Raw genomic sequence first — 20930 nt, forward strand, 5'->3', positions numbered from 1 at the left:
GCGGGGCGCATTGTGCCACAGATTTTCTTAAAGTGTTGATTTAATTGATATTTTTTCAAAAAAATCTGAAAACCGGTGAAACAACACATACCGCAGGAACAACAGACAGAAAAAAACCCGCGTTAGCGGGCTTTTCCGTGGTGACCTGGCGTTCAGCGTTCCAGGTTACCGAATATGGCGCAGCGGACGGGACTCGAACCCGCGACCCCCGGCGTGACAGGCCGGTATTCTAACCGACTGAACTACCGCTGCGCGTAACACTAAAGCGAATGGTGGGTGATGACGGGATCGAACCGCCGACATTCTGCTTGTAAGGCAGACGCTCTCCCAGCTGAGCTAATCACCCTTCACTTTCGGTGTGGCGCGCATTCTACGGAGCGACCCAACCTCTGGCAAGCACTTTTTACAATAATTTTTGCAGGCCTTCCAAAGGCTTAGAGAAGGGTTGGCCTATGGCTTCGCTAAGAGAATAATGCCCCCCTTTGTATAAAGGAGAGACTCGCCCCATGTGGTTCAAAAACCTGCTTATCTATCGCCTGACCCAAGATCTGCCTTTTGATGCCGAGGCGTTGGAAACTGCACTGGCCACCAAACTGGCGCGTTCATGTGCAAGCCAGGAGTTGACCACTTACGGTTTCGTCGCGCCCTTCGGCAAAGGCGAAGATGCACCCCTGGTGCATGTCAGCGGCGACTTCCTGCTGATCTCCGCCCGTAAAGAAGAACGCATCTTGCCGGGCAGCGTCGTGCGTGACGCCGTCAAGGAAAAGGTCGAAGAGATCGAAGCCGAACAAATGCGCAAGGTCTACAAAAAGGAACGCGACCAGATCAAGGATGAAATCATCCAGGCGTTCCTGCCGCGTGCCTTTATCCGTCGTTCGTCGACCTTCGCCGCCATCGCGCCGAAACAGGGCCTGATCCTGGTCAACTCGGCCAGCCCGAAACGCGCTGAAGACCTGCTGTCCACGCTGCGTGAAGTGATCGGCACGCTGCCGGTTCGCCCACTGACCGTGAAAATGTCGCCGACCGCGACCATGACCGAATGGGTCACCACCCAGAAAGCTGCGGACGACTTCTTTGTGCTGGACGAGTGCGAGCTGCGCGACACCCACGAAGACGGCGGCATCGTGCGTTGCAAGCGTCAGGACCTGACCAGCGAAGAAATCCAGCTGCACTTGAGCACCGGCAAAGTGGTGACTCAGCTGTCACTGGCCTGGCAAGACAAGCTGTCTTTCGTCCTCGACGACAAGATGGTGGTCAAGCGCCTGAAGTTCGAAGACCTGCTGCAAGACCAGGCGGAACAGGACGGTGGCGAAGAAGCCCTCGGCCAGCTGGACGCCAGCTTCACCTTGATGATGCTGACCTTCGGCGACTTCCTGCCGGCGCTGATTGAAGCGTTGGGCGGTGAAGAGCTTCCGCAAGGGATCTAAAGGCTGGTGATACTAATGTGGGAGCGAGCCTGCTCGCGATGAGGGCGTGACATTCAACATTGAGTTGACTGACACCCCGCCATCGCGAGCAGGCTCACTCCCACATTTGGTTTGTGATGGTACTTAAAATAAGGATCAGGCCATGCGCGCCCTCGCTGCATTGAGTCGTTTTGTCGGCAACACCTTCGCTTACTGGGTTCTGATTTTCGCCGTCGTGGCGTTTCTGCAGCCGACGTGGTTCATCGGCCTCAAAGGTGCGATCGTGCCGCTGCTGGGCCTGGTGATGTTCGGCATGGGCCTGACCCTCAAACTCGAAGACTTCGCCGAAGTCGCTCGCCATCCGTGGCGCGTGGCACTGGGCGTGGTTGCACATTTCGTGATCATGCCCGGCGTGGCGTGGTTGCTCTGCCAGGCGTTTCACCTGCCGCCGGAAATCGCCGTCGGCGTGATTCTGGTCGGCTGCTGCCCAAGCGGCACCTCGTCGAACGTGATGACCTGGCTGGCACGCGGTGACCTGGCGCTGTCGGTGGCCATCGCCGCCGTCACCACCCTCCTCGCTCCGCTGCTGACGCCGGCGCTGATCTGGCTGCTGGCCTCGGCGTGGCTGCCGGTGTCCTTCATGGAGCTGTTCTGGTCGATCCTGCAAGTGGTGCTGTTGCCGATCGTGCTCGGTGTGGTTGCCCAGCGCCTGTTGGGCGATCGGGTGCGCCATGCGGTGGAAGTGTTGCCGCTGATTTCGGTGGTGAGCATTGTGATCATCGTCACCGCGGTAGTGGCCGCCAGCCAGGCGAAGATTGCCGAGTCGGGCCTGCTGATCATGGCCGTGGTGATGCTGCACAACAGCTTCGGTTATCTGTTGGGTTACTTCACCGGGCGCCTGTTCAAGTTGCCGCTGGCCCAGCGCAAATCCCTGGCGCTGGAAGTCGGTATGCAGAACTCCGGTTTGGGCGCCGCGCTGGCCAGTGCGCACTTCTCGCCACTGGCGGCGGTGCCTAGCGCGTTATTCAGCGTCTGGCACAACATTTCAGGGGCGTTGCTCTCGACGTATTTCCGCCGCATGAGCGAAAAACAAGACCGGGAAACCGCGGCTCAGCAAGCGGCCGAGTAATCCGCAAACTTGATCCCCGGGTTAATGATGGGCACTCTATGGCGCAACGCGAGGACGACCTCGCGGCTCGATCGAGTCATTAATCTGGGGACGACCCCGTCAATCGATGGAGGTCTTTCATGTCCTGGATCATTCTGTTTTTCGCCGGCCTGTTCGAAGTTGGCTGGGCCGTCGGCCTGAAATACACCGACGGGTTCAGCCGCCCTATCCCGACCGCATTGACCGTTGCAGCCATGGCGATCAGCCTTGGCTTGCTCGGCCTTGCCATGAAGGAATTGCCGCTGGGCACGGCCTATGCGATCTGGACCGGTGTGGGTGCCGTGGGCACGGTGATCGCCGGGATCATTCTGTTTGGTGAATCCATGGCGCTGTTCAGGCTGGCCAGCGTGGCGTTGATTATTGCCGGGTTGATTGGCCTGAAGGTCAGCGCCTAGGCCACTACCGCTATCGCGGGCAAGCCCGCTCTCACAGGGTTCAGTTTTATGCCTGCCATCTGTGGCACGCCAAAAAACCTGTGGGAGCGGGCTTGCCCGCGATGAGGCCCCCACACTCGCCAACTATCTAACGGTCCCACGCAAATCCCCGACCATCGCCTGCAACTTCGCCGGTTCCGCCGCCTCAACTGCCACCGCCGGCCCTGCCACCAACGTCACCCGCGACCACAACCGACGAAACAAGCCCTTGCCCGGATCGCGGCTGAAGAAGCTCCCCCACAACCCTTGCAACGCCAGCGGAATCACCGGCACCGGCGTCTCTTCGAGAATGCGCACCAGCCCGCCCTTGAACTCACTCATCTCCCCGTCAGCGGTCAACTTGCCTTCCGGGAAGATGCACACCAGCTCACCGTCCTTCAGGTATTGAGCGATACGCGTGAAGGCTTTTTCGTAGATTTGAATGTCTTCCTGGCGCCCCGCAATCGGAATCGTCCCCGCCGTGCGGAAGATAAAGTTCAGCACCGGCAGGTTGTAGATCTTGTAGTACATGACAAAGCGAATCGGCCGACGCACCGCACCGCCAATCAGCAACGCATCCACAAACGAAACATGGTTGCAGACCAGTAATGCCGCACCTTCTTCGGGAATCAGGTCCAGATTGCGATGCTCCACGCGGTACATGGAATGGCTGAGCAGCCAGATCATGAAACGCATGGTGAACTCAGGCACGATGCTGAAGATGTAGGCGTTAACGCCGATGTTCAGCAGCGACACCACCAGAAACAGCTGCGGGATCGACAGCTCGACCATGCTCAGCAGCACGATCGAGACAATCGCCGACACCACCATGAACAGTGCGTTGAGAATGTTGTTGGCGGCAATCACCCGCGCCCGCTCGTTCTCGGGGGTGCGCGATTGAATCAGCGCATACAGCGGCACAATGTAGAAACCGCCAAAAATCCCCAGGCCCAGAATGTCGATCAACACCAGCCAGGTGTGGCCAAACCCAAGGATTTCGATCCAGCCGTGGCCGTCAACGCTGTCTGGAATACCGCCGGAATGCCACCACAGCAGCAAGCCAAACACCGTCAGGCCAAACGAGCCGAACGGCACAAGTCCGATCTCGACTTTGCGTCCGGAGAGTTTCTCGCAGAGCATCGAACCGAGCGCGATACCCACGGAAAACACCGTCAGAATCAGCGTCACCACGGTCTCGTCGCCGTGCATCCATTCCTTGGCATAGGCCGGGATCTGCGTCAGATAAATCGCCCCGACAAACCAGAACCATGAGTTGCCGACGATGGAACGCGACACCGCAGGCGTTTGCCCCAGGCCCAGTTTCAATGTGGCCCAGGATTGGCTGAAGATGTTCCAGTTCAGGCGCATTTGCGGCGATGAGGCCGCCGCCCGGGGAATGCTGCGACTGGCCAGGTAGCCGAGCACCGCGACAGCGATGATCGCGGTGGACACGATGGGCGCGTAATGACTGGACGACATCATGATCCCGGCGCCGATGGTGCCGGCGAGGATCGCCAGAAACGTGCCCATTTCCACCAGCCCGTTGCCACCCACCAACTCTTCTTCACGCAGGGCCTGGGGCAGGATCGAGTACTTCACCGGCCCGAACAGCGCCGAGTGCGTGCCCATGGCGAACAACGCCACCAGCATCAGCCACAGGTGATCGAACAGGAAACCCACCGCGCCGATCGCCATGATGGCGATTTCGCCAAGCTTGATCAGACGAATCAGCGCGTCCTTGGCGAACTTTTCCCCAAACTGCCCGGCCAGCGCCGAGAACAGAAAGAACGGCAGGATAAACAGCAGCGCACACAGGTTTACCCAGATCGAACGGTCACCCGAGAGGGTCAGTTTGTACAGAATGGCGAGGATCAACGACTGCTTGAAGACGTTGTCGTTGAACGCCCCGAGGGACTGCGTGACAAAGAACGGCAGGAAGCGCCGGGTGCGAAGCAAGGTGAACTGTGAGGGGTGGCTCATCTTCCATGTGTCCCTGAGATTGGGTAAAGAGTGGCTTGGGGATTTGTTATTGGAATGTCGAACGTCGATCCAGGCCACACATTACCTAATCTTTGCCGGTTATTTCTTTAATCCTGCAATGCACGGCGAGACAAACAACTCGCCCCGCCACGCGCCCTGCACGGTGCGTTTGGAGACGATCAGCCACATCACCACCAGCATCGCCACCAGCACGCAGCCAAAGATACTGAAAAACGCCAGATTCAAGGTGCTGCCCAGTTTCAACGTCGTCAGAGAATAGACGCCCAGCGGGAAGGTGAAGCCCCACCAACCCAGGTTGAACGGGATACCGTCGCGCAGGTAACGCACGGTGATCAGCACCGCCATCAGCATCCACCAGAAGCCGAAGCCCCACAGCGTGATCCCGGCCACCAGGCCCAGCCCAGCCGCAATTTCACCGATGCCCGGCAAGCCGTTGGCCGCGAAGATCGCCGGAGCATCGGCCCCCAGCAGCAACATGCCCAACGCCCCGGTGCCGATCGGCCCCAGCGCCAGCCAGCTGGAGGCGGCCATGTTTTCGTGAGGCAGTTTATGCAGCGCCATGCGCAGCAACAGAATCGTCAGAATGCTGAACGCCACCGGCAGGGAAAAGGCCCACAGCACGTAGCTGGTCGTCAGTACCACCAGTTGCGAATGGGCATCGGCCAGGTGCGGTGCCAACAACCCCCCGCTGGCGGCCGCCACTTCCGCCGCGACCACCGGCAACAGCCAGACCGCTGTCATCTGGTCGATGCTGTGCTCCTGACGGGTGAACATCATGTAGGGGATCAGCACGCCGCAGGCCAGCGACATGACCACATCGATCCACCACAGCACCTCGGCGACATGAATCACTCCGTCGCCCCAGCGCGGCAAACCGAACACCAGGAAGCCATTGATGATGGTTGCCAACCCCATGGGGATGGTGCCGAAAAACATCGAGACCGTGGAGTGGCCGAAAATCCGTCGAGCCTCATCGAAGAACAGCACCCAGCGTGCCGTGTAGGCGGCGGTGAATAATACGAACAAGCAGATATTGAGCAGCCAGAGACCTTCGGCCACCGCGTTCAGACCGGGTATGGCGACGGGCAGTTGTGCCAGCGCCAATGCCAGTACGCCCGTGCCCATGGTCGCGGCGAACCAGTTGGGCGTGAATTGGCGAATGGCCTCGAGCGGGTGCTGCAAATGGCTGAACGGTTTGAAACCGGGTGTGGTGGTGTTGGGGCATGTCATGGCGAATTCCTCTCCTCTTGTGAGGTGGAATTCATGGTAGATCCGAATCGAATATCTATATAACGGGTAATATCTCTAACTGTTATCTGTTTTGTAGATATACCGTCAGACGCTGCCTTCCGTCTCGATCACCAGGATCCTCGCCGCACCTTGTGGATGAGCAACGTGTTCGGTGCCCACCGAGGCGTAGAAAATGTCGCCGATGTCGAGCAGCGTGTCCTTTTCAACACCGTCTTCGCGATAGCGCATCTGCACCTGGCCATCGAGCACGACGAACACTTCCTGCCCATCGTTGACGTGCCATTTATACGGCTGATCGGTCCAGTGCAAACGGGTGGTGATGCCGTTCATGTTGGCGATATCCAAGGCGCCCCAGGCTCGGTCAGCGGTGAAGGATTTGCTGCGGATGATCTTCATCGGTCGTTCCGTCGAAAGAAGTGGCGTTGCCAAGGCTAGCGATCATCGAACATCGGCGCCACAGACTTTGACTGGCTGTCGACGCATCAACGCGAGCAGAGCGCCGAGCGAAAGGACAATCAGCACCATGCCATAACCATCGGTCGTGGCCACCAGACCGAAGGCCCGTGTCAGATTCCCCGCCAGCAACGACGGCAGACAGAAGGCCAGATAGCTGAGCACATAAAACGCCGACATCAATCCGGCCCGTTCGTGGGGCAAGGCAAGCGGCACGACGCTGCGCAACGACCCGAGAAAACTGGCGCCGAAACCGCATCCGGCGACCAGCGTCCCGATGAAAAACAACGGCAGGCTGGCGCCGTGTACCGCCAGTAAAATCAGCGCCACACCGACGGGCAGAATGCTCGCGCCGACCCGCAAGACTTTGTCGGCCGGGCGACTGCGCAAGGTGTAGATCATCAGTGCACCGGTGACAGTCAGCACGGCGACTGTCGCACCGCCAATCAGATTGGAAGTCGATCCGGTGGCCGTCCGCACAAGGGATGGAGCGAGGGACGCGTAAAAACCACCGAGCGCCCAAGCGGCGGTGTTGATCGGCAGCACCAGCCACAACGCACGCCGTGCCTGGATGGGCACATGCAGGGTCGGGCGCAGCGACGCCAACGCGCCAGGTTGCGCACTGACGCTTTCCGGCAGACGCCAGACGTACAGCGCCTGCCACCCGAACAGCGCGAGCAGCACCCAAAAGGTCAATTGCAGCGGCAGTGGCGCAAACTCGGCCAGCAAGCCGCACCCCATGGCGCCGGCCGCCATGCCGAGCAGCGGTGCGACGCTATTGACCAGCGGACCTTGCTGGCGATCCGTGTCGAGCAGCGCGGCGCCCAACGCAGCTGTGGCCATCCCGGTAGCAAAACCCTGAAGCACCCGGGCACTGATCAACCAGGCGACGCTGTCGGCATTGATGAACAGCAGCATCGCCAGCATGTTCAGCACCACAGCGGTGAAAATCACCGGTTTGCGTCCCAGGTAATCCGAGAGCGAACCCACTGTGAGCAGCGCGGCGAGCAAGCTGATGGCGTACACACCGAAGATCAGGGTCAGGGTCGCTGCCGAAAACTGCAGGTGTTCCTGATACAAGTGGTACAGGGGTGTCGGCGCAGTGGAAGCGGCGAGAAAACTCAGTAAAGTGATCGCCAGGAACCACAGGCTGGAACGGTTTGATATCGAGCTGGACATGCGCACTCTCCGCAAAAGCTAATTTATTGCTTTTGCGGAGTGTGCTACTGGCCCGCGCTTAAAGCAAATTCTTTGTGTTAAGGTCCGCCGTATGGCTATTAAAGAAGGTTTACGCCCGGGCGGTCGAAGCGCACGGGTACAAGAGTCGATTCATTCGGCTGTCCGCGATCTGCTTGAAGAGCAGGACCGCTCGACCGTGACCGTCCCGCAAATCGCTGCGCGCGCGGGGGTGACGCCGTCGACCATTTATCGACGCTGGGGCGATTTGTCGGTGTTGCTGGCAGACGTCGCGCTGGCGCGCATGCAACCCGACAGCGAGCCGACCAATACGGGCAGCCTGCGCGGTGACGTGCGAGCCTGGGCCGAGCAATACCTGGACGAGATGAGTTCCGAGCCTGGCCGCAACATGCTTCGCGACGTGCAATGCAGCACCACACCGGTCTACTGCACGACGATCATTGGCGGGCAGTTGCAGACGATTCTGGACCGTTACCCCGATCAGCCGAAGCCGAGTGTTGATCGATTGATCAACCTGGTGGCGGCACCGACGGTGTTTCGCATCCTGTTTTCGGCGACGCCGTTGGAGCTTGAGGAGCTGCATCAGCTGATCGAGATTGCGTTGAGTCAGTGAGGCCGCCTTCGCGGGCAAGTCGGGTCGCCCGACTTGCCCGCGAAGAGGCCAGCACTAACGCCAAAAATCCAGCAGACAAACACCCTGCGACACCCCACCACGCCACGACCTTGGTCGACACTGACTAACCCCGGCCATCGTGCGAGACTGTCTGACCGGGCGGGAGTCCCGGGTGTCTTTTGCCGGGAGTTCCCATGTCGCTGTCCAGCGGGCTGATCGCCGCCGTCGCCCTGGCCTATATGGCCATCATGTTCGCCATCGCCTTTTACGGCGACCGTCGCAGCACACCGTTGCCGCCGCGAGTGCGCGCGTGGGTGTACAGCCTGTCGCTGGCGGTCTATTGCACCAGCTGGACCTTCTTTGGCGCCGTCGGCCAGGCCGCCGAGCAACTCTGGTCATTCCTGCCGATCTACCTCGGGCCGATCCTGCTGCTGGTCTGCGCGCCGTGGGTCCTGCAAAAAATGGTGATGATCAGCAAACAGGAGAACATCACCTCCATCGCCGACTTCATCGCCGCCCGCTATGGCAAATCCCAATCGCTGGCGGTGGTGGTGGCGCTGATCTGCCTGGTGGGCGTGTTGCCCTACATCGCGCTGCAACTCAAGGGCATCGTGCTCGGGGTAAACCTGCTGATCGGCGCCGGTGCCGACGCCATGGGCACCCGCGCCCAGGACACGGCGCTGATCGTGTCGCTGGTGCTGGCGCTGTTCACCATTGTCTTCGGTACCCGCAACCTCGACGCCACGGAACACCACCGTGGCATGGTGCTGGCGATTGCCTTTGAATCGCTGGTCAAGCTGTTCGCGTTTCTCGCGGTCGGGGCGTTCGTTACTTACGGCCTGTACGACGGATTCGACGACCTGTTTGACCAGGCCATGCTCGCCCCGCGCCTGGAGGAATACTGGAAGGAAACCATCAACTGGCCGTCGATGGTGGTGCAGACCGGCGTGGCCATGATGGCAATCATCTGCCTGCCCCGGCAGTTCCACGTGACGGTGGTGGAAAACATCGACCCTCAGGACTTGCGCCTGGCGAAATGGGTATTCCCTGCCTACCTGGCGCTGGCAGCGCTGTTCGTCGTACCCATCGCCCTCGCCGGTCAGATGTTGCTGCCCAGTTCGGTACTGCCGGACTCTTTCGTCATCAGCCTGCCACTGGCCCAAGCCCACCCGGCCCTGGCACTGCTGGCCTTTATCGGTGGCGCCTCGGCGGCGACCGGCATGGTGATCGTCGCCAGCGTTGCGCTGTCGACCATGGTCTCCAACGACATGTTGCTGCCGTGGCTGCTGCGCCGGAACAATGCCGAGCGACCGTTCGAAGTGTTCCGCCAGTGGATGCTGTCGGTGCGCCGGGTCAGCATCGTGGTGATTCTGTTGCTGGCTTACGTCAGTTACCGCCTGCTCGGCTCGACCGCGAGCCTGGCAACCATCGGCCAGATCGCCTTCGCCGCCGTGACCCAACTGGCCCCGGCCATGCTCGGCGCGCTGTACTGGAAACAGGCCAACCGCCGAGGCGTGTTCGCCGGTCTCGCCGCCGGGACATTCCTCTGGTTCTACACCCTCATTCTGCCGATCGCGGCCCACAGCCTCGGTTTGTCCTTGAGCAGTTTCCCGGGGCTGGCCTGGCTGCACAGCAACCCGCTGAACCTGCCGCTCACCCCGCTGACCCAAGGCGTGGTGCTGTCGCTGGCAGCTAACTTCACGCTGTTCGCCTGGGTGTCGGTGCTGTCACGCACGAGGGTGTCGGAGCACTGGCAGGCGGGCCGATTCATCGGTCAGGAAATCAGCGCGCGCCCCAGCGCCCGCTCGATGCTCGCGGTGCAGATCGACGACTTGCTGAAACTGGCCGCACGCTTCGTCGGTGAAGAACGGGCGCGGCAGAGCTTCATCCGTTTTGCCTACCGCCAAGGCAAAGGCTTCAACCCGAACCAGAACGCCGACGGTGAGTGGATCGCCCATACCGAACGTTTGCTGGCCGGCGTACTCGGTGCGTCATCGACGCGCGCGGTGGTCAAGGCCGCCATCGAAGGTCGGGAAATGCAACTGGAGGATGTCGTGCGGATCGCCGACGAAGCCTCGGAAGTGCTGCAGTTCAACCGCGCCCTGCTGCAAGGCGCTATCGAAAACATCACCCAAGGCATCAGCGTGGTCGACCAGTCGCTGAAACTGGTGGCCTGGAACCGGCGTTATCTGGAACTGTTCAATTACCCGGACGGGCTCATCAGACTTGGCCGACCGATTGCCGACATCATTCGCTACAACGCCGAGCGCGGACTGTGCGGCCCCGGTGAAGCCGAAGTGCACGTCGCCCGCCGCTTGCACTGGATGCGTCAGGGCCGTGCCCACACCTCTGAACGACTGTTCCCCAACGGGCGTGTGATCGAGCTGATCGGTAATCCGATGCCCGGCGGCGGTTTCGTCATGAGTTTCACTGACATCACCGCGTTCCGCGAGGCCGAGCAGGCGCTGACTGAAGCCAACGAAGGCCTGGAGCAGCGCGTCACCGCACGGACCCACGAGCTGTCACAACTCAACGTGGCCCTGACCGAAGCCAAGGGCACCGCGGAATCGGCCAATCAGTCGAAAACCCGCTTTCTGGCAGCGGTCAGCCATGACTTGATGCAACCGCTGAATGCCGCACGCCTGTTCTCCGCCGCCCTCTCCCATCAAGACGATGGCCTGTCCAGCGAAGCGCAGAAACTGGTGCATCACCTCGACAGCTCGTTGCGCTCGGCCGAGGACCTGATCAGCGATCTGCTGGACATTTCCCGCCTGGAGAACGGCAAGATCAACCCGGACCCCAAGCCCTTCGTGCTCAACGAATTGTTCGATGCGCTCGGTGCCGAGTTCAAGGCACTGGCTCAGGAACAAGGGCTGAAATTCCGTGTTCGGGGCAGCACGCTGCGGATCGACAGCGACATCAAACTGTTGCGGCGGATCCTGCAGAATTTCCTGACCAATGCGTTCCGCTACGCCCAAGGACCCGTGCTGCTCGGCGTCCGGCGGCGCAAGGGCGAGTTGTGCCTGGAGGTGTGGGACCGAGGACCGGGAATCCCTGAAGACAAGCAGCAAGTGATTTTCGAAGAATTCAAACGCCTCGACAGCCATCAGACGCGCGCCGAGAAAGGCCTGGGACTGGGGCTGGCGATTGCCGATGGTCTATGTCGCGTGCTGGGACACACCTTGCGCGTTAGGTCCTGGCCGGGGCGCGGCAGTGTATTCAGCGTCAGCGTGCCGCTGGCGCGGGCTCAAGTGGTCGCGCCGACCCAGGTCAGCGAGCTTAATGGTCATGTGATGAGCGGCGCGCAGGTGCTGTGTATCGATAATGAAGACAGCATCCTGATTGGCATGAACAGCCTGCTGACACGCTGGGGTTGCCAGGTCTGGACCGCACGCAACCGTGACGAATGCGCGGCGCTGCTGAAGGACGGTGTACGCCCGCAACTGGCGCTGGTGGATTACCACCTGGACCATGGCGAGACCGGGACCGAATTGATGGCGTGGTTGCGCACCCAACTGGGTGAGCCGGTGCCGGGGGTGGTGATCAGTGCCGATGGCCGGCCGGAGACGGTGGCCCAGGTCCATGCGGCGGGCCTTGAGTACCTGGCCAAACCGGTGAAACCGGCGGCGTTGCGGGCGTTGTTGAGTCGGCATTTGCCGTTGTGATGGCAGGCTTGAGTTCTTTGGCGGCAGTGCTGACGCCTTCGCGAGCAAGCCCGCTCCCACAGGGGATCGGAGTTGTTGCACACATCGATTGAACAACACAAAAACCTTGTGGGAGCGGGCTTGCTCGCGAAGCTTTTGACTTATTCAGGCAACTCAGCCAATCCATCAACATCGGTCATCGCCCGCTCCAGCAGATCAGCCGGCAAGCTCTTGCTCGCTCGCGCACCCAGCAATTTCAACTGCTCACTGCGACTGACCAGATTGCCGCGTCCTTCTGTCAGCTTGTTGCGCGCAGAGCTGTAAGCCTTGTCCAGTTGCTGCAAGCGATTGCCGACTTCATCCAGGTCCTGGATAAACAACACGAACTTGTCGTACAGCCACCCGGCGCGCTCGGCGATTTCCCGGGCGTTCTGGCTCTGGCGCTCTTGCTTCCACAGGCTGTCGATGACACGCAGCGTCGCCAGCAACGTGGTCGGGCTGACGATGACGATGTTGCGGTCGAAGGCTTCCTGAAACAGTGTCGGCTCAGCTTGCAAGGCAGCGGAAAACGCCGCTTCGATCGGCACGAAGAGCAAGACAAAATCCAGGCTGTGCAAGCCGTCGAGTCGTTTGTAATCCTTGCCCGACAGGCCTTTGACGTGATTGCGCAGCGACAGCACGTGCTGCTTGATGGCGATCTGGCCGATGGCATCGTCTTCGGCCGACACATATTGCTGATAGGCCGTGAGGCTGACCTTGGAGTCGACCACCACCTGCTTGTCGCCCGGCAGATAAATGATCACGTCCGGCTGGAAACGCTCACCGTCCGGCCCCTTGAGATTGACCTGGGTCTGGTACTCGCGGCCCTTCTCCAGCCCGGCGTGTTCAAGCACGCGCTCAAGAATCAACTCGCCCCAGTTGCCTTGGGTTTTCTGCCCTTTCAACGCACGGGTGAGGTTGGTGGCTTCGTCGCTCAGGCGCAGGTTCAGCTGTTGCAGGCGTTCCAACTCCTTGGCCAGGGAAAACCGTTCGCGGGCTTCGGCCTGATAGCTTTCCTCAACACGCTTTTCGAAAGACTGAATGCGCTCTTTCAAAGGATCGAGCAACTGGCCCAGGCGCTGCTGACTGGTTTCGGCGAAACGCTGCTCGCGCTCGTCGAAGATCTTGCCCGCCAGTTCGGCGAATTGCGCTCGCAGCTCGTCTCGTGAGCCTTGCAGGTCGTCGAGGCGTTTTTGATGGCTGTCCTGCTGCTCACGCAGTTCGGCGGTGAGCGAGGCCGCCCGGGCGTCCAGGCGCCGCAGCTCGGCATCTTTGCCGGCGCGCTCGATGTTCCAGGCGTGAGACGCGTCGCGGGCATCGTCGCGCTCTATCTGTAGCAGTTCGATTTCACGGCGCATGGCGGCCAGCTCTGCCTGCTTGGCGGCGTTGGCCTGGCCCAGATCACCGATTTCATCGCGGCAGGCTTCGAGCTGAGCGTTCAAGCCGTCCTGCGCCAGTAGCGACATGGCCAGACGCTCTTCCAGCAACGCCACCTCGGCTTGGGCCGCGCTCGCCCGGCGCTGGATTTGCCAGGCCAATACCAGCAAGGGCAGTGCGGCGCCCGCCAGACCCAGCAAAATGCTGGTCAAGTCCATAGCCATAGCGACTCCTGCCGATGAGATAAAGCTTGAAGGGTAACCAAGGCGTCAGGACTTGGACAGCTCAGTCTTCGACCAGTCCCAGTTCCCGTTGAGCGCGCCGGTCCCCTGCTCGCGCGGCCTGGCGCAACAGGTCCTGGCCAATGCGGCGATCGCGGGCATTGCCGCATTCGCGGCACATCAACTGGCCGAGACGACTTTGCGCGGCCACCACACCTTCGCGGGCTGGCTGTTTGAGCAAGCGTCCGGCGAAATGTTTGACGTTGGTGTTTTCACCCAGGCGCGGGCTATCGAGCAACCACTCCGCTACTCGCATCGAAAAGCGTTTGGGAGGGGTAACACTGGGAGGTGTAGAGGTGGCAGAAACTGATACGGAGCGAAACTTCATAAAGCACTGTGGGGCAGATCGGAAGGCGCGCCACTCTACTCTTTTTTTCTTACAGGTAAAGCCTAAAAAAACCCGGCACGCCCGTCCTAGAGCAAGCGCTCGGGACAATCCACAGAAGCTGTGGATAACTCAGTGGACAACCGCCCTTGAACTCGCGCAAAGCCCTGTGGAATGGGGCTCGCAGTCAAACTGACGATTTTTTCACCAGTAAAAAAAAGCGATGTTTTTCATTGACTTAAATTTTCAGTACAGGCACCCACTGTGGTCGGGGCGCGGATGACAGTCCGGTTACAGTCTGCGCAACTTATGTGCACAAGTACCTTCGCGGCAGTTATATCGATACTCTTTTTCGGAGCGTTTTGTGGAGGGTTTCTGGGGATAACCTTGGTAAAGCCTTGTCCCAGGCTTATGCCGGAGCGGCGACCAACGGTCGGAAATTGTCCCCTGACGCAGCATGTTGGCGGGGCACGGAAATTATTTTGCCTTCACGCTTCCCTTCGCCTACTCAATCCGTTAGTATCCGCGGCGTTAGTACCAAGCTGAAAGTCAATTCTGGTCGAACAAATCCTCCCGGTCAGCCTTCCCAACGGAAGCCTCCACCGAACAAGCGGGATCGACCACCTCGATGGTTTCCAGGTAAACCTTGCGCCAACACAGCCTTTGAAACGAAAGCAAAGGGTGTTGCGAAGCTCACTTACTCTGACCGAACCAGCCTGCAAATTGATCAGGATCTTCACCCCGGGCCCAGAACCTTTGCCCTTGATGTGTTGCCTGCCCTCCTAAGTACCTACCTGCCAGCCCAAGCGCGCCAATTATCAGCGCTTCAAACTGGCTGCTTTGTTCCAGTCGGGTTCTTCGTTCGACCAATGGTGGTCGTCGTCACTGGAACGTTTAAATTTTGCACGGCTCTTATCCGTGTCGCTTGTAGGAACACCATTTAATGACTACTCAAATCCACACTCAGGATGCAATCCGCACCCTAACCAACGCTTTTGCACCAATGAACTGCCTGATCATGGCTGCTCGCAAAGGCTGCTTCAGCTTCACCCTGGTCAACGAACACGGCATCGCTCGTCACAGCGAACGCCTGTACCCCGATCAATACTCCAGCGCAGAACCGCTGCAGGCAGTGATCGAGCGTACCCGTCAGGCACTGGTTGCCTGATACGCCAGAAAGACTGAAAACCTCAAAAGCCCTGCTCAAAAAGCGGGGCTTTTTATTGCCCGATATTTCTCATTGCGCAGCCTTCCACTAATTACTAACCGATATAACGGTTATAACTCGCAGCCAGAAATATTTTAAAAACAGGCCTTTACAGCGCGAATATGACACTACACTTCAACTCAAGCGGCTTGATCCGCTTCCGGCGAGCCTGAGTCGATTCACCTGCTGCCAACGCTCCCTTCAGGTTTCGCCGCCCATTTCATGTTTCGAGGGCTTTATGGGTATCGCTGCCAGCGAACTGTGCCGTTATGTGATCCGTCCGACATTGATTTACCTCGGGCGCCATAGCGCAACCGCCGAATCCCTGCTGCTGGGCATCGCCGCCAGCCAGTCAGCCCTTGGTTCCGCCCTGCATGACCGCCGTGGACACGGCCTGTACCGAATTGCCGAACCGCGCCACCAGGCGCTCTGGGATCACTACCTGGCATTGGACCCGGAGCGCGCGAGCCTCGTGCGCGGCCTCGCCAGCCAGCATGCCTTTCTCAGTGGTCCTCACCTGGAATTGACCGTCAACCTGCGTTACGCCACTGCCATCGCCTGGCTGCTGGTAGAAGAACAGAACACTCCCCTCCCCGCCGCGGATGACTTGTTGGGAATGGCCCGAATCTGGCGCCAGACTTTTCAGCCTCAAGGACGTCTGCGCGATTTCACCTACGCTTGGCAAACCTGTGTTTCACCCCTGAATCAGGTCGCTTGCTGACCCGCCGGTTTCCAAAGATCCTGCAACGGGTCGCGAATCTGGTCGGATTGTCCTACAAAACCGCTCTAACTCAAGCCATACAGCCTATAGCGCTGGGACGAAAATGTTGGTAATTTTCGCCCCGGTGATCACCAGGAGTTCTAATAATGAAAAAAGTAATGCTCAAAACCACCATTAGCCTCGCCGTTGCCATGGCATCCACCCAGATCTTCGCAAGTGGCTTTGCCCTCAACGAACAAAGCATCAGCGGGATGGGGACAGGTTTTGCCGGGCGATCTTCTGCTGCCGACGACGCATCCACCATTGCTGGCAACCCTGCCGGCATGTCTCGCATCAAGCGCGAACAAGTGACCGGCGGTGTTGCATTCATCGACGCGCACACTGACATCAGTGACGCCAGCTCTCGTCCAAATGGCGGTACCAACAAAGGTGACATGGTCCCTTTCATGGGCGTACCGATGGGCTACTACGTCAAGCCAATCGACGACCACTGGGCATTCGGTATCGGTGTGTACGCTCCGTTCGGCCTGGTGACCGATTACGAGAACGGCTTCGCCGGCCGTTACTTCGGCAGCAAGAGCGAAGTCAAGATCGTCACCCTGCAACCGACTGTCAGCTACGCCTTCAACGACAAGGTCTCCATCGGTTTCGGCCCGACCATCAACCGTATCGACGGCACCCTGGAATCGAACCTGTCGATTACCCAGGCCGCACCGGACGGCAAGGTCAAGATCAAGGGTGATGACACCGCACTGGGCTACAACATCGGCGTCCTGGTGCAAGCCACCGACAGCACTCGTGTCGGCCTGACCTACCACTCGAAAGTGAAGTACAAGCTCGAGGGTGACACCAAGGTCAACTACAACGTGCTCGCCGCTGTGGGCCAGAATCCAAGCCAGAAGTACGACGCCTCGCTGGACCTGACCACGCCTGAATCGGTGGATTTCTCGGTCACTCACCAGCTGGACGACCAGTGGACGCTGTACGCAGGCAGCACCTGGACTCGCTGGAGCCGCCTGAAAGAAATCACCGTCGATAACAAGGGGGTTCCGGCCATCCTGAACGGTCAGTTCGGCACCATCACCGAAGAACAGAACTGGCACGACACCTGGGCTCACGCCATCGGCGCGTCCTACCAGCTGAACAAGCAATGGGTGCTGCGTACCGGCCTGTCCATTGACCAGGCACCGACCAACAACGCCGACCGCTCCCCACGCATCCCGACTGGCGATCGCAAGATTTTCAGCGTGGGCGCTGGCTGGAGCCCGACCGACGACCTGACCATCGACGTAGCGTACTCGTACCTGCGCGAAGAGTCGGTCAAGGTCAACAACAGCAACGACCGTGGCCAGAACTACAGCGCCAAGTATGAAAACTATGCGAACGGTTTCGGTGTTGGTGCAACCTACCGCTTCTGATGATTCACGGCGCGCCTGAAACGCTCGCCAGCTGAATCACAAAAGCCCCGCTCTCTTGCACAGAGGCGGGGCTTTTTCATGGGCGTCAATCAGGGTTGCGAGGCCAGGGCTTTTTCCACCGCAGCGATGAACTCGGGATCGTCGGGCTTGGTCAGGCTGGAGAAATTGGCAATCACCATACCCTTGCGATCGACCACGTACTTATAGAAATTCCACTTCGGCGCGCTGGTCTGTTTGGCGAGGATTTTGAACAGGTGAGTCGCGTCATCGCCACGGACTTTCTGCGGCTCAGTCATGGTGAACGTCACGCCATAGTTCACGTAGCAGACCTTGGCGGTCTCAGCGCCGTCCTTTGACTCCTGCTTGAAGTCATTGGACGGAACGCCGATCACCTCCAGCCCCTGATCCTTGTAACGCTGATTCAGCGCCTCAAGGCTTTTGAACTGTGGGGCAAAGCCACAGAAGCTTGCCGTATTGACCACCACCAGCGGTTTACCCTCAAACCGCTGGCACAGGTCGATGGTTTCCTTGGCGCGCAGCTTGGGCAACGAGCCCTGCAACAGCTCCGGGCACTCGGCCGCTTGTGCCAATCCGGTAAACGCCATCAGCAACGCGGGGACTGCAATCCAGCGCATCAGCATGTCGGTGCATCCTTGATTAATGGTCACAAACGAAGTTACTCGCCCTCGCCTGTTCCTAGCAAGCGCCCATACCCAACTGCATCAGCGCCAATCCGCCCTGATGCCAGCCCCACCAGGCCAGGGCCAGCAGCAAGGCGCCGACAGCGACCACCGCTATCCGCGGCCACAGACGGTTCATATCGCACTCAACCGGGTTTGCAGGCGCGCCACCGGCTGCTCACGCACCGGCCAGTTCAGGGCGGCGGCCAACAGGCTCAAGAGGATTGCCACTTGCCAGATCAAGTCATAGCTCCCGGTTTTGTCATACACCACCCCGCCCAACCAGCCGCCGAGGAACGAACCGAGCTGGTGAAAGAGGAAAACAATCCCACCGAGCATGGACAGGTTTCGCACACCAAACAAGGTCGCCACTGTGCCGTTGGTCAACGGCACGGTCGACAACCACAGGAAGCCCATGGCCATGCCGAACAGGTACGCAGTGGTCGTGGTGACCGGCGCCCACAGGAACAGCGTAATCACCACCGCCCGCAGCAGGTACAAACCGGTGAGCAAACGCGGTTTGGACATGCGACCGCCGAGCCATCCTGCGGTGTACGTGCCGAAAATATTGAACAGCCCGATCAGCGCCAGCACCGTAGTGCCCACTGTGGCCGGAAGGTGCTGATCCACCAGATACGCCGGCAAATGCACGCCGATGAACACCACCTGAAAACCGCAGACAAAAAAGCCGAACGCCAACAGCCAGAACCCCGAATGAGAGCAAGCTTCATGCAGCGCTTCAGAGAGGGTTTGTTCATGGCCGAGCACTGGCAGCGGCTTGTCCTTGAGCATGCTCACCAGCGGGATAATCAGCGCCACCAGAAGGCCCAGGACCAGCAATGCCGCGGACCAGCCGAGCCAGCCGATCAGCCCCAGCGTACCGGGCAACATGGCGAACTGACCGAAAGAACCGGCGGCACTGGCGATGCCCATGCCCATGCTGCGTTTCTCCGGCGGCACGGCGCGACCGACCACGCCAAGGATCACCGAGAACGAAGTGCCCGACAGGCCGATGCCGATCAACAGGCCCGCACTCAGGGACAAGGTCACCGCCGAGTCGGACAAGCCCATGCACACCAGGCCCAAGGCGTACAGAACACCGCCGACCAACACCACTTTCGCCGCGCCAAAGCGGTCGGCCAGCGCGCCGGTGAACGGCTGCGCCAGGCCCCAGATCAGGTTTTGCAGGGCGATGGCAAAAGCGAACGTCTCACGCCCCCAGCCGAATTCGGTACTCATCGGTGCCAGGAACAGCCCGAAGCCGTGTCGCACGCCCAAAGACAATGCCAGGATCAGCGCACTCCCCACCAACACCCAACCGCACGTACGCCACATCGAGGTCATTCTTATTCTCCGGTAGCGGGTATATACCCGCTTAAGATCGGAAAAACCGGCATCACGCCAGTTCGTCCAGCAGTCGCAACAAGGTTTCGCGTTTTTCGGCGCCCAGACGATCAATCAACCGCTGCTGCGCCGCTTCCCAGGCGGGCAAGGCCGCTGCGAGGCGATCGGCACCCGCCTCGGTCAGGCGGACAATGCGGTTACGCATGTCCTCGCCCTCGACCAGCGCCACCAGGCCCTCACCTTCCAGCACCCGAAGATTGCGCCCCAGGGTGCTGCGGTCCAGGCCCATGGCTTCGGCCAGGGTGGAAATACTCGGTTCATTCAGACGCTGCAGATTGCACAGCAAAGAATACTGGGCAACGTTGATCCCGAAGCCGTCGAGAGCGCCGTCGTAATGCCTGCTGACGCCACGGGCGGCGCGACGCAGGTTGATGCATAAACATTGAGAGTCGAGCATGGTGCGTGTATATACCCGCGAGTGTGTTAAATCAAGTTACAGAAGGGTTCATTCATGAATTTCGAGGTGTTTGGCCAACCGCAATCGCGAGCAAGCTCGCTCCCACAGTGGATCTTCAGTGGATGTTGAATTTATGTTCGACGCCATCAATGTGGGAGCGAGCTTGCTCGCGATGAGGCCGGCACATCCTGCCCACAAACCATCAGACCAACGCCAACCCCACCAACACCACCATCTCCAGCAACTCCAGCAACGCCCCGGCCGTATCCCCCGTTGTCCCACCCAATCGCCGCAGCATCACTTGCCGCAACCAAATGAACATCCCTCCCGCCAGCACCAGCGCCCAGAGACCGCCGACTCCAGCGATCAACACGCAAACCAACGCACTGACCGCCAACACCTGCTGACCCGCCGAACGCGGCAAATGATCCGCCAGCGCCTGCCCCAACCCGCCGGCACGCACATATGGCGTGGTCAGGAACAATCCCAGCATCGCGCTGCGGCCAATCAGCGGAACAATGATCAGCACAACGCTGTGCTGCTGCTCGATCAGCGCCAGCAACGCGGCAAATTTGAGCAGCAACACCAACACCAGCGTCACCACCGCGATCGGTCCGCTGCGCGGGTCTTTCATGATGGTCAGCGTACGCTCGCGGTCACCAAAACCACCGAGCCATGCATCGGCGCTATCGGCCAGACCGTCCAGGTGCAACGCGCCGCTGAGCAATACCCAAGCGGTCAGCAGCAACGCGGCGTGAAGCAACGAAGGCGTGCCCAGTAGCAGCCAGTTCAGTGCCCATAACAGCGCGCCGAACAGCAGCCCGACCAGCGGATAAAACAACAGCGACCGACCCAGTTCCTGAGGTGCGGGCATGCCTGGCAGACGAATCGGCAAACTGCTGAGAAATTGCAGGGCGATCCAGAAGGGCAACATG

Annotated in this window: 19 protein-coding genes and 2 tRNA genes; 8 read left to right on the forward strand and 13 right to left on the reverse strand. The window is 59.9% G+C overall.

Features of this window, described 5'->3' with window-relative positions; genetic code table 11:
- Positions 1-175: 175 nt before the first annotated feature.
- Together K0F88_RS15375 and K0F88_RS15380 are read right to left on the reverse strand one after the other, a co-directional pair.
- A tRNA-Asp gene (locus K0F88_RS15375) sits at positions 176-252 on the reverse strand.
- A gap of 18 nt (positions 253-270) precedes the next feature.
- Positions 271-346 (reverse strand) — tRNA-Val (locus K0F88_RS15380).
- A gap of 160 nt (positions 347-506) precedes the next feature.
- Between K0F88_RS15380 and rdgC the strand changes: the two genes are divergently transcribed.
- From rdgC to sugE, 3 genes are all read left to right on the forward strand, one after another.
- Positions 507-1427 (forward strand): recombination-associated protein RdgC, encoded by a 921-nt coding sequence (gene rdgC / locus K0F88_RS15385; protein WP_219095593.1) that lies wholly within the window; start codon positions 507-509, stop codon positions 1425-1427.
- 142 nt (positions 1428-1569) lie between these two features.
- A complete protein-coding gene (locus K0F88_RS15390) occupies positions 1570-2535 on the forward strand; it encodes a bile acid:sodium symporter family protein (protein WP_219095594.1) in 966 nt (321 codons plus the stop codon).
- A 119-nt stretch (positions 2536-2654) separates the two neighbouring features.
- Positions 2655-2969, forward strand: a complete 315-nt coding sequence (gene sugE, locus K0F88_RS15395) for a quaternary ammonium compound efflux SMR transporter SugE (RefSeq protein WP_094471350.1) — start codon at positions 2655-2657, stop codon at positions 2967-2969.
- 123 nt (positions 2970-3092) lie between these two features.
- Here the strand turns inward: sugE and K0F88_RS15400 are convergent, their stop codons facing one another.
- The 4 genes from K0F88_RS15400 to K0F88_RS15415 all read right to left on the reverse strand — a co-directional run bounded on the left by K0F88_RS15400 (position 3093) and on the right by K0F88_RS15415 (position 7871).
- Positions 3093-4967 carry an MFS transporter gene (locus tag K0F88_RS15400; RefSeq protein ID WP_219095595.1) on the reverse strand — a complete coding sequence of 625 codons (1875 nt, stop codon included), beginning with the start codon at positions 4965-4967 and terminating at the stop codon, positions 3093-3095.
- 99 nt (positions 4968-5066) lie between these two features.
- Positions 5067-6218: a TDT family transporter gene (locus tag K0F88_RS15405; RefSeq protein ID WP_219095596.1), complete on the reverse strand. Its 1152-nt coding sequence runs from the start codon at positions 6216-6218 to the stop codon at positions 5067-5069.
- Between the two features lie 105 nt (positions 6219-6323).
- Positions 6324-6635 (reverse strand): cupin, encoded by a 312-nt coding sequence (locus K0F88_RS15410; protein ID WP_010456760.1) that lies wholly within the window; start codon positions 6633-6635, stop codon positions 6324-6326.
- A gap of 42 nt (positions 6636-6677) precedes the next feature.
- Complete coding sequence (locus K0F88_RS15415; RefSeq protein ID WP_094471347.1) at positions 6678-7871, reverse strand: MFS transporter; 1194 nt, start codon at positions 7869-7871, stop codon at positions 6678-6680.
- A 91-nt stretch (positions 7872-7962) separates the two neighbouring features.
- On the opposite strand from K0F88_RS15415, the gene K0F88_RS15420 reads away from it, so the two are divergent.
- Entirely contained in the window at positions 7963-8502 is a 540-nt protein-coding gene (locus K0F88_RS15420) for a TetR/AcrR family transcriptional regulator (protein WP_219095597.1), read from the forward strand.
- Between the two features lie 194 nt (positions 8503-8696).
- Positions 8697-12167, forward strand: a complete 3471-nt coding sequence (locus K0F88_RS15425; RefSeq protein WP_219095598.1) for a hybrid sensor histidine kinase/response regulator — start codon at positions 8697-8699, stop codon at positions 12165-12167.
- A gap of 140 nt (positions 12168-12307) precedes the next feature.
- On the opposite strand, the gene rmuC is transcribed toward K0F88_RS15425, so the two are convergent.
- Both rmuC and K0F88_RS15435 read right to left on the reverse strand, forming a co-directional pair.
- Positions 12308-13672 carry a DNA recombination protein RmuC gene (gene rmuC / locus K0F88_RS15430; protein WP_219095694.1) on the reverse strand — a complete coding sequence of 455 codons (1365 nt, stop codon included), beginning with the start codon at positions 13670-13672 and terminating at the stop codon, positions 12308-12310.
- A 175-nt stretch (positions 13673-13847) separates the two neighbouring features.
- The gene (locus tag K0F88_RS15435; protein ID WP_219095599.1) at positions 13848-14171 is read right to left on the reverse strand and encodes a sel1 repeat family protein; all 324 of its coding nucleotides are present in this window, start codon (positions 14169-14171) and stop codon (positions 13848-13850) included.
- A 940-nt stretch (positions 14172-15111) separates the two neighbouring features.
- Here K0F88_RS15435 and K0F88_RS15440 point away from each other — a divergent pair.
- From K0F88_RS15440 to K0F88_RS15450, 3 genes are all read left to right on the forward strand, one after another.
- Positions 15112-15336, forward strand: a complete 225-nt coding sequence (locus K0F88_RS15440) for a hypothetical protein (protein ID WP_008031832.1) — start codon at positions 15112-15114, stop codon at positions 15334-15336.
- A gap of 277 nt (positions 15337-15613) precedes the next feature.
- Positions 15614-16096 (forward strand): hypothetical protein, encoded by a 483-nt coding sequence (locus K0F88_RS15445; protein WP_140670565.1) that lies wholly within the window; start codon positions 15614-15616, stop codon positions 16094-16096.
- A gap of 146 nt (positions 16097-16242) precedes the next feature.
- Positions 16243-17514 carry an OmpP1/FadL family transporter gene (locus tag K0F88_RS15450; RefSeq protein ID WP_094471339.1) on the forward strand — a complete coding sequence of 424 codons (1272 nt, stop codon included), beginning with the start codon at positions 16243-16245 and terminating at the stop codon, positions 17512-17514.
- 89 nt (positions 17515-17603) lie between these two features.
- Here the strand turns inward: K0F88_RS15450 and K0F88_RS15455 are convergent, their stop codons facing one another.
- From K0F88_RS15455 to K0F88_RS15470, 5 genes are all read right to left on the reverse strand, one after another.
- A complete protein-coding gene (locus K0F88_RS15455) occupies positions 17604-18155 on the reverse strand; it encodes a glutathione peroxidase (RefSeq protein WP_094471338.1) in 552 nt (183 codons plus the stop codon).
- Between the two features lie 55 nt (positions 18156-18210).
- On the reverse strand, positions 18211-18333 hold the full coding sequence (locus K0F88_RS32430; RefSeq protein WP_255142658.1) for a hypothetical protein: 123 nt from the start codon (positions 18331-18333) through the stop codon (positions 18211-18213).
- Entirely contained in the window at positions 18330-19538 is a 1209-nt protein-coding gene (locus K0F88_RS15460) for an MFS transporter (protein ID WP_219095600.1), read from the reverse strand. Before K0F88_RS15460 ends, K0F88_RS32430 begins: the two co-directional genes overlap by 4 nt.
- 52 nt (positions 19539-19590) lie before the next feature.
- Positions 19591-19995, reverse strand: a complete 405-nt coding sequence (locus tag K0F88_RS15465; protein ID WP_219095601.1) for a MarR family winged helix-turn-helix transcriptional regulator — start codon at positions 19993-19995, stop codon at positions 19591-19593.
- Between the two features lie 202 nt (positions 19996-20197).
- Entirely contained in the window at positions 20198-20929 is a 732-nt protein-coding gene (locus tag K0F88_RS15470) for an adenosylcobinamide-GDP ribazoletransferase (protein WP_094471335.1), read from the reverse strand.
- Position 20930: the final 1 nt, after the last annotated feature.

Source organism: Pseudomonas sp. UMAB-40, assembly GCF_900095275.1.
Lineage (GTDB): Bacteria > Pseudomonadota > Gammaproteobacteria > Pseudomonadales > Pseudomonadaceae > Aquipseudomonas > Aquipseudomonas mandelii_B.